This is a genomic window from Microbacterium testaceum (assembly GCF_001476285.1).
Lineage (GTDB): Bacteria > Actinomycetota > Actinomycetes > Actinomycetales > Microbacteriaceae > Microbacterium > Microbacterium testaceum_B.
This window is the reverse complement of record NZ_LDRU01000024.1, coordinates 1-7,324: the sequence shown is the minus strand read 5'-3', so window position 1 is coordinate 7,324 and position 7,324 is coordinate 1. Positions and strand designations below refer to the sequence as shown.

Genomic DNA, 7,324 nt, shown 5'->3' with positions numbered 1-7,324 from the left:
GGGGCGGATGCCATGGCATCCGCCCCTCCCTGGTTTGCTATCAGGGACGCTTCTCGCCGAAGACCTCACCCTCCATGGCGTCGTAGCCCTCCTTCTGCGGGTCGCCGTGCAGGCCGCCGGAGAGGGCGTACTCCTCCTCGGGGGAGAGCACGAGGCGGTGTCGGCCGTAGATCGCGAAGGCGATGAAGATCACGGCGTAGACCACGATGATCGCGACGATCGCGAGCAGGTACGCGGGGTTCAGCAGGAGGCCGAAGAACACGACCGCGGCGATGATCGCCGCCGAGTAGGCACCGAACAGGCCCCACGGGCTCTTGTAGGGGCGCACCGCGTTCGGGAACTTCTTGCGGAGCACGATGAACGAGACCATCTGCAGGAAGTACGCGAGCACCGCTCCCCAGACCGCGATGTTCAGCACGATCGCGCCGGCGGGGCTGGCGTCGCCGCCCGCCGCCTGCACGATCACGAGGGCGAGGAAGCCGAGGACGGCACCGAACACCAGCGCGACCCAGGGCGTCTTGCGGGCACCCGTGAGCGAGAGCCAGCGCGGGTAGTACCCGGCGCGCGAGAGCGAGTACATGTTGCGGCCGTAGGCGAACATGATGCCCATCAGCGAGGCGAGCAGGCCGATCAGCGCGAGGAGCGACAGCAGGGCCGCCGCCTGATCGCCGACCATCGCGCGGAAGCCGTCGAGCAGGGGCTCGAGGGAGCCGCCGGTCTCTTCGGCGCCGAGGACGCCGGTGTTGAGGAACAGCACAATGAGACCCGTGACGATGAGCGTGCCGCGAGCCCAGAGGCCGGCGCGGGGGATGTCGCGGGCGGGGTTGTGCGACTCCTCCGCGGCGAGGGGGAGCTCCTCGATGCCGAGGAAGAACCACATCGCGAACGGGAGGGCGAGCAGGATCGACCCGACGCCGAAGGGGAGGAACTCGGTGTTGCCGTCGGTCGGGGCGATGTTCCAGAGCGAGCCCCAGTCGAAGGCGCCGCTCGCGAGCGACATCACGCCGAAGACGACGATGATGCCGATCGAGATGATCGAGACGACGATGGCGAAGCCGAACGAGATGTTGGCCCCCGCGGCGTTCAAGGCGATGAAGAGCGCGTAGAGGATGATCCACCACACGAACGCCGGCAGGCTCACCCCCGTCAGGAGTTCGAGGGCGGAGTCGGCGTACTGACCTGAGAAGTAGACGACGACCGCGGTGGTCGCGACGTACTCGATCGTCTCGGCGAGGCCCGTCGCGAGGCCTCCCCACGGCCCCATCGCCGAGCGTGCGAACGAGTAGGCGCCGCCCGTGTGCGGCATCGCGGCCGCCATCTCGCCGATCGAGAAGGTCAGGCCGTAGTACATGATCACGAGGATCACGAAGGCGATGAGCATTCCGCCGAAGCCGGCGAAGCCGATGCCGAAGTTCCAGCCCGAGAAGTCGCCCGAGATGACGGCGGCGACGGCGAGGCCCCACAGGCCCCATACCCCGGCCGAACGTTTGAGGGTGCGTTTCTCGAAGTACGAGGAATCGGTGGCCGTATAGGTGGCTCCGGCGACCTTTTTGCGGGAACTGCTCGAGGTGGACATGTGACCTCCAGAAGGATGCGGGCAGGCGGCGGGCTCGCCTTGCGGGAAATCATGGCCTTCTATTGGTCGACCTGTCTACCTTTGGCGTGTAAGTTCCTCGTTACGTCCTCCGCACGCGAGGGCGACGAGCACGCGAGAGGGAAACCATGGCGGGCAATCTCACCACCGCAGAATTGGATGCCGCGATCGACAGCGGCGACATCGACACGGTCATCGTCGCGTTCCCCGACGCGCAGGGCCGCCTCGTCGGCAAGCGGGTCGCCGCGCGGTTCTGGCGCGACGAGGTGCTTCCGCACGGAGCGGAGGCCTGCAACTACCTGCTCTCGGTCGACGTCGACCTCAACACCGTCGACGGATACGCGATGTCGAGCTGGGACAAGGGCTACGGCGACATGCTGCTGGTCCCGGATCTCGAGACGCTCCGCCGCGTCCCCTGGCAGCCCGGGACCGCCCTGGTCATGGCCGACCTCGCCTGGGAGGACCGCGAGCACGTCGCGCAGTCGCCGCGTGGCATCCTGAACGCCCAGCGCGCTCGGCTGGCCGAGCGGGGACTGACCGCCTACGCGGGCACCGAGCTCGAGTTCATCGTCTTCGACGACTCGTTCCGCGAGGCGTGGGCGAAGGGCTACACGGGGCTCCGGGCCTCGACCGACTACAACGTCGACTACAACCTGCTCGCCACCACGCGGCTCGAGCCCCTCCTCCGTGACATCCGCGTCGGGATGGACGGCGCGGGCATGTACTGCGAGGGCGTGAAGGGCGAGTGCAACTTCGGCCAGCAGGAGATCGCCTTCCGCTACGCCGAAGCCCTCGAGACCGCCGACAACCACACGATCTACAAGAACGGCGCGAAAGAGATCGCCGACCGGCACGGCAAGTCGCTGACGTTCATGGCGAAGTTCAACGAGCGCGAGGGCAACAGCTGTCACATCCACCTGTCCGTCCGCGGTGATGACGGTGCCGCCGTCATGGCGGGCGAGGGGGAGCACGGCTTCAGCCCCCTCATGGAGCACTGGATCGCCGGCATCCTGGCCACCCTCCGCGAGTTCACGCTGCTGTACGCCCCCACGATCAACTCGTACAAGCGCTTCGCCCTCGGCTCGTTCGCGCCGACCGGCATCGCGTGGGGCGTCGACAACCGTACGTGCGCTCTGCGCGTCGTCGGACACGGATCGTCGCTCCGGGTCGAGAACCGCGTGCCGGGCGGGGACGTCAACCCGTACCTCGCGGTCTCGGCGATCATCGCCGGGGGACTGTACGGCATCGAGAACGAGCTCCCGCTCCCCGCGCCGCTGACGGGGAACGCCTACACCTCCGGTGTCGACACGCTGCCGACGACCCTTCGCGAGGCCGCGCGGCTCTTCTCGGAGTCCACGATCGCCCGCGCGGCCTTCGGCGACGAGGTCGTCGAGCACTACCTGAACCAGGCGCGCATCGAGGTCGAAGCCTTCGATGCCGCCGTGACCGACTGGGAGCGCGTCCGTGGTTTCGAACGTCTCTGATCCCGACCGGACCCCCGTCGTCGGGCTGACGACCTATCTGGAGCGCGCGAAGCAGGGCGTGTGGGACGTGCGCGCGGCGTTCCTGCCGCAGCAGTACTTCGACTCCGTGACCGCGTCGGGTGCATCCGCCGTGCTGCTGCCGCCGCAGCCCCGACCCGAACAGGCCGCGGCGGCCGTGCTCGACGGCCTCGACGGGCTCATCCTCACGGGTGGCCTCGACGTGCAGCCCGAGCTCTACGGCGCCGAGCGGCACCCGCTGACCGACCCCGCGCGCGCCGACCGCGACGCGTGGGAGCTCGCGCTCCTGGCCGGGGCGCGGGAGCGTGGCATCCCGGTCTTCGGCATCTGCCGGGGGCTGCAGCTCATCAACGTCGCCCTTGGCGGCACCCTGCACCAGCATCTGCCCGAAGCCCTCGGCACCGAGCGCTACCGGATCGGCGGGGGAGTGTTCGCCGAGAACACCGTCGAGGTGGATGCCGGAACCCGGCTCGCCGGCCTCGTCGGGGCAGGGGAGCTCACGGTTCACAGCTACCACCACCAGGGCGTTGACCGCGTCGGCGAGGGGCTCCACGTGACCGCGCGGACCGACGACGGGCTCGTGCAGGCCGTCGAGCTGCCCGGCGACGAGTACCTCGTCGCCGTGCAGTGGCATCCGGAGGAGAACGCCGAGGACCGGCGGCTATTCCTCGGGCTCGTCGCTGCCGCCGCGCGTTACCGGGCGTCGCGCGTCGAGGGCGCGTCCTCGGCCGGGGAGACCTCCGGCGCCGGAGCCCCGGCCCCGTCCTCCGAGCACCAGGGAGTTCCCGCATGAGCACCTTCACCGTCATCGACCCCTCGACCGGGTCGCCCATCACCACGCTCGAGCGGGCCGAGATCGATCAGGTGGATGCCGCCGTCGCCGACGCCGTCCGCGCGCAGCGCGCGTGGGCCGCGCTCGCCCCCGTCGCCCGCGCCGACGCGCTGCGGTCGTTCGCTCGGGTCGTGGAAGCGCACGTCGACGAGCTCGCGGCGCTGGAGGTGCGCAACTCCGGCCACCCGATCGGTTCGGCGCGGTGGGAGGCGCAGCACGTCGCGCAGGTGCTCAACTACTACGCGGGCGCGCCGGAACGCCTGATCGGATCGCAGATCCCGGTCGCCGGAGGTCTCGACGTGACGTACCACGAGCCGTACGGCGTGGTCGGGATCATCGTGCCGTGGAACTTCCCCATGACCATCGCGGCGTGGGGCTTCGCCCCGGCGCTCGCCGCGGGCAACGCGGTGGTGCTGAAGCCCGCCGAGCTCACGCCGCTGACCGCCATCCGCCTCGGTGAGCTGGCTCTCGAGGCGGGGCTGCCGGAGCGACTTTTCCAGGTGGTCGTCGGCTCGGGCTCGGTCGTCGGCCAGCGGTTCGTGTCGCACCCCGACGTGCACAAGGTCGTCTTCACCGGGTCGACGGAGGTCGGCACCGAGGTCGCCGCCGGGTGCGCGCGGATGCTCAAGCCGGTGACCCTCGAACTCGGTGGGAAGAGCGCCAACATCGTCTTCGCGGATGCCGACCTCGAGAAGGCCGCGGCCGGGGTGCCCGGCTCGGTGTTCGACAACGCCGGCCAGGACTGCTGCGCGCGCAGCCGGCTGCTGGTGCAGCGGAGCGTGTACGACCGGTTCCTCGAGATGCTCGAGCCCGCGGTCGCCGCGTGGAAGGTCGGCGACCCGCATGACGAGGACACGCAGATGGGGCCGCTGATCTCGGCATCCCATCGCTCCACCGTCCAGGGTTTCCTCGACGGGGTCGACGTGGCGTTCCGTGGCTCGGCGCCCGAGGGCGACGGCTTCTGGTTCGCGCCCGCCGTCGTGCTCGCCCAGCCCGGCGACCGCATCGCGCGCGACGAGGTCTTCGGTCCCGTGCTCGCGGTCATGCCCTTCGACGACGAGGCGGATGCCATCCGCTTGGCGAACGACACCGCGTACGGCCTCGCGGGCTCGATCTGGACCGAGAGCCTGGGCCGTGGCATCCGGGTCTCTCGGGGTGTGCGCAGCGGCGTGCTGTCGGTGAACTCGCACTCGTCGGTGCGGTACGCGACGCCCTTCGGCGGCATGAAGGCCTCGGGCCTCGGCCGCGAGCTCGGACCGGATGCCGCCGAGCACTTCACCGAGGTGAAGAACGTCTTCTACGCCACCGAGTGATCTGCCCCCTCACCCCCTTGTCCCACTTATGACGGTCCTCGTCCCACTTATGGCCGGTCTGGAGGCTCCACACCAGCCGTAAGTGGGACGAGGTCCGGCGCGAAAGGAACCACCGCACCATGACCATCGATCTCACCCAGCGTCTGCGTGATCGCGTCGCCATCGTCACCGGCGGCGCCAGCGGCATCGGCCTCGCCACCGCCCGTCGGTTCGCCGCCGAGGGCGCGCGCGTCGTGATCGCCGACCTCGACGAAACCACCGGTACCGCCGCGGCCGAGGAGGTCGGCGGGGTGTTCCGGCAGGTGAACGTCGCCGATGAGGCCTCCGTCGACGCCTTGTTCGACGGCGTCGCGGCCGACCTCGGCAGCGTCGACATCGCGTTCAACAACGCCGGTATCTCTCCCGCCGACGACGACTCGATCGAGACCACCGAGCTTCCCGCCTGGGATCGCGTGCAAGACGTCAACCTCAAGAGCGTGTACCTCTGCTCGCGCGCGGCGCTGCGCCACATGGTGCCGGCCGGCAAGGGCTCGATCATCAACACGGCCTCGTTCGTCGCGCTGCTGGGATCGGCCACCTCGCAGATCTCGTACACCGCGTCGAAGGGCGGCGTGCTCGCCATGACCCGCGAGCTCGGCGTGCAGTTCGCCCGGCAGGGGATCCGCGTCAACGCCCTGTGCCCGGGACCGGTGAACACCCCGCTCCTCCAGGAGCTGTTCGCCAAAGACCCCGAGCGTGCGCAGCGCCGCCTCGTGCACGTGCCGATGGGCCGGTTCGCGGAGCCCGAGGAGATGGCCGCGGCCGTGGCGTTCCTGGCATCCGACGATGCGTCGTTCATCACCGCGACGGCCTTCGTCGTCGACGGCGGTATCACCAACGCGTACGTCACGCCGCTCTGAGTCGTCGACCGTGACAGGCTGAGACGGTGACCGACGCCCCGCTCGACGACCTGCGCCGGGCCGTCTACCGGCCCGTGCGCAGTGGGAACGCGCTCGAGGACACGACCGCGCGCATCGTGCAGACGGTGCGCCTGGGTCTCGTCGCGCCGGGGGAGTCGCTGCCCGCGGAGCGCGAGCTCGCCGCGCTGTACGGCGTCAGCCGCGACACCGTGAGAGAGGCCCTCCGGGAGCTGTCCGACGCGGGGTGGCTCGAGACCCGGCGAGGCCGCTACGGGGGAACCTTCGTCGTCGATCCGGTACCGCGGCCCTCGGGACCGGCGGAGGTCTCGGCCGCCGAGCTCGACGACGTCATTGCGCTGCGCGGTGTCCTCGAGCCGGGGGCCGCATGGGCGGCGGCGGCACGCTCGCTGTCAGCGGAGGAGCGCGACGTGCTCTGGGCACGGCACGAAGCGGCGGCTCGCGCCGAGGGGGCGGACTACCGCCGACTCGACACGCTCCTGCACCTGACGATCGCGGAAGTCGCCGGCATCCCGTCTCTCGTTCCCCTCGTCGCGGACAATCGCGCGAAGATCAACGCCTGGCTCGACACGTTCCCGCTCCTCCCGCGCAACATCGACCACTCCACGTCGCAGCATGCCTCGATCGTGTCGGCGATCCTCGCCGGGAGACCGGATGCCGCCCACGCGGCGATGCGCGATCACCTGGCTGGCTCGGAAGCACTGCTGCGAGGGTTCTTGGCGTAGCGACCGCGGGGTGCCGGGGCCGGGGCCCGGGTGCTGCGCGGTCGGGCTCGGGGCCGCGAGCGCGGTCGGGGCCGAGGCGCACGCCGGGAGAAAACGCACCGGCGCGTGAGCAGCATAAGGTACCCGGGCGAGGATCGCGGAAACGATCGATGCATGCTGTGTACGTGGAGTGGTCGATGTTGCGCGGGGGGAGCGGGAACGTGGCGAGCCAGGCGTTGACCTTCGCGCGATTGTCCGCGACGGTGGGAACTGGAGACGGGATGCCGGCGACTTCCGCGATCGTCAGGTGCAGGAGCGTGTCGAGTCGGCGGTAGTCCGCCCCCTCGGCGCGAGCCGCCGCTTCGTGCCGTGCCCAGAGCACGTCGCGCTCCTCCGCTGACAGCGAGCGTGCCGCCGCCGCCCATGCGGCCCCCGGCTCGAGGACACCGCGCAGCGCAATGA

General features: G+C 70.2%; 6 protein-coding genes and 1 pseudogene. 5 read left to right on the top strand and 2 right to left on the bottom strand.

The genetic code is table 11. From position 1 onward, the window contains the following. Nucleotides 1-40: 40 nt before the first annotated feature. Nucleotides 41-1,576 carry an amino acid permease gene (locus tag NS283_RS05110; RefSeq protein ID WP_058595805.1) on the bottom strand — a complete coding sequence of 512 codons (1,536 nt, stop codon included), beginning with the start codon at nt 1,574-1,576 and terminating at the stop codon, nt 41-43. Between the two features lie 146 nt (nt 1,577-1,722). Here NS283_RS05110 and NS283_RS05105 point away from each other — a divergent pair, with 146 nt between their 5' ends. The 5 genes from NS283_RS05105 to NS283_RS05085 all read left to right on the top strand — a co-directional run bounded on the left by NS283_RS05105 (nt 1,723) and on the right by NS283_RS05085 (nt 6,883). Next, on the top strand, nt 1,723-3,078 hold the full coding sequence (locus tag NS283_RS05105) for a glutamine synthetase family protein (RefSeq protein ID WP_058595804.1): 1,356 nt from the start codon (nt 1,723-1,725) through the stop codon (nt 3,076-3,078). Further along, nucleotides 3,059-3,889: a gamma-glutamyl-gamma-aminobutyrate hydrolase family protein gene (locus NS283_RS05100; RefSeq protein ID WP_058595803.1), complete on the top strand. Its 831-nt coding sequence runs from the start codon at nt 3,059-3,061 to the stop codon at nt 3,887-3,889. The genes NS283_RS05105 and NS283_RS05100 overlap by 20 nt, the downstream gene beginning before the upstream one ends. Further along, on the top strand, nt 3,886-5,241 hold the full coding sequence (locus tag NS283_RS05095) for an aldehyde dehydrogenase family protein (protein ID WP_058595802.1): 1,356 nt from the start codon (nt 3,886-3,888) through the stop codon (nt 5,239-5,241). The genes NS283_RS05100 and NS283_RS05095 overlap by 4 nt, the downstream gene beginning before the upstream one ends. 119 nt (nt 5,242-5,360) lie before the next feature. Next, nucleotides 5,361-6,140, top strand: coding sequence for a 3-oxoacyl-ACP reductase (locus NS283_RS05090; RefSeq protein ID WP_058595801.1), 780 nt, complete (start codon nt 5,361-5,363; stop codon nt 6,138-6,140). A gap of 26 nt (nt 6,141-6,166) precedes the next feature. Further along, nucleotides 6,167-6,883 (top strand): FadR/GntR family transcriptional regulator, encoded by a 717-nt coding sequence (locus NS283_RS05085; RefSeq protein ID WP_058595800.1) that lies wholly within the window; start codon nt 6,167-6,169, stop codon nt 6,881-6,883. A 316-nt stretch (nt 6,884-7,199) separates the two neighbouring features. Here NS283_RS05085 and NS283_RS19390 read toward each other — a convergent pair. Next, nucleotides 7,200-7,265, bottom strand: a pseudogene (locus tag NS283_RS19390) (hypothetical protein); the annotation flags it as partial. Nucleotides 7,266-7,324: the final 59 nt, after the last annotated feature.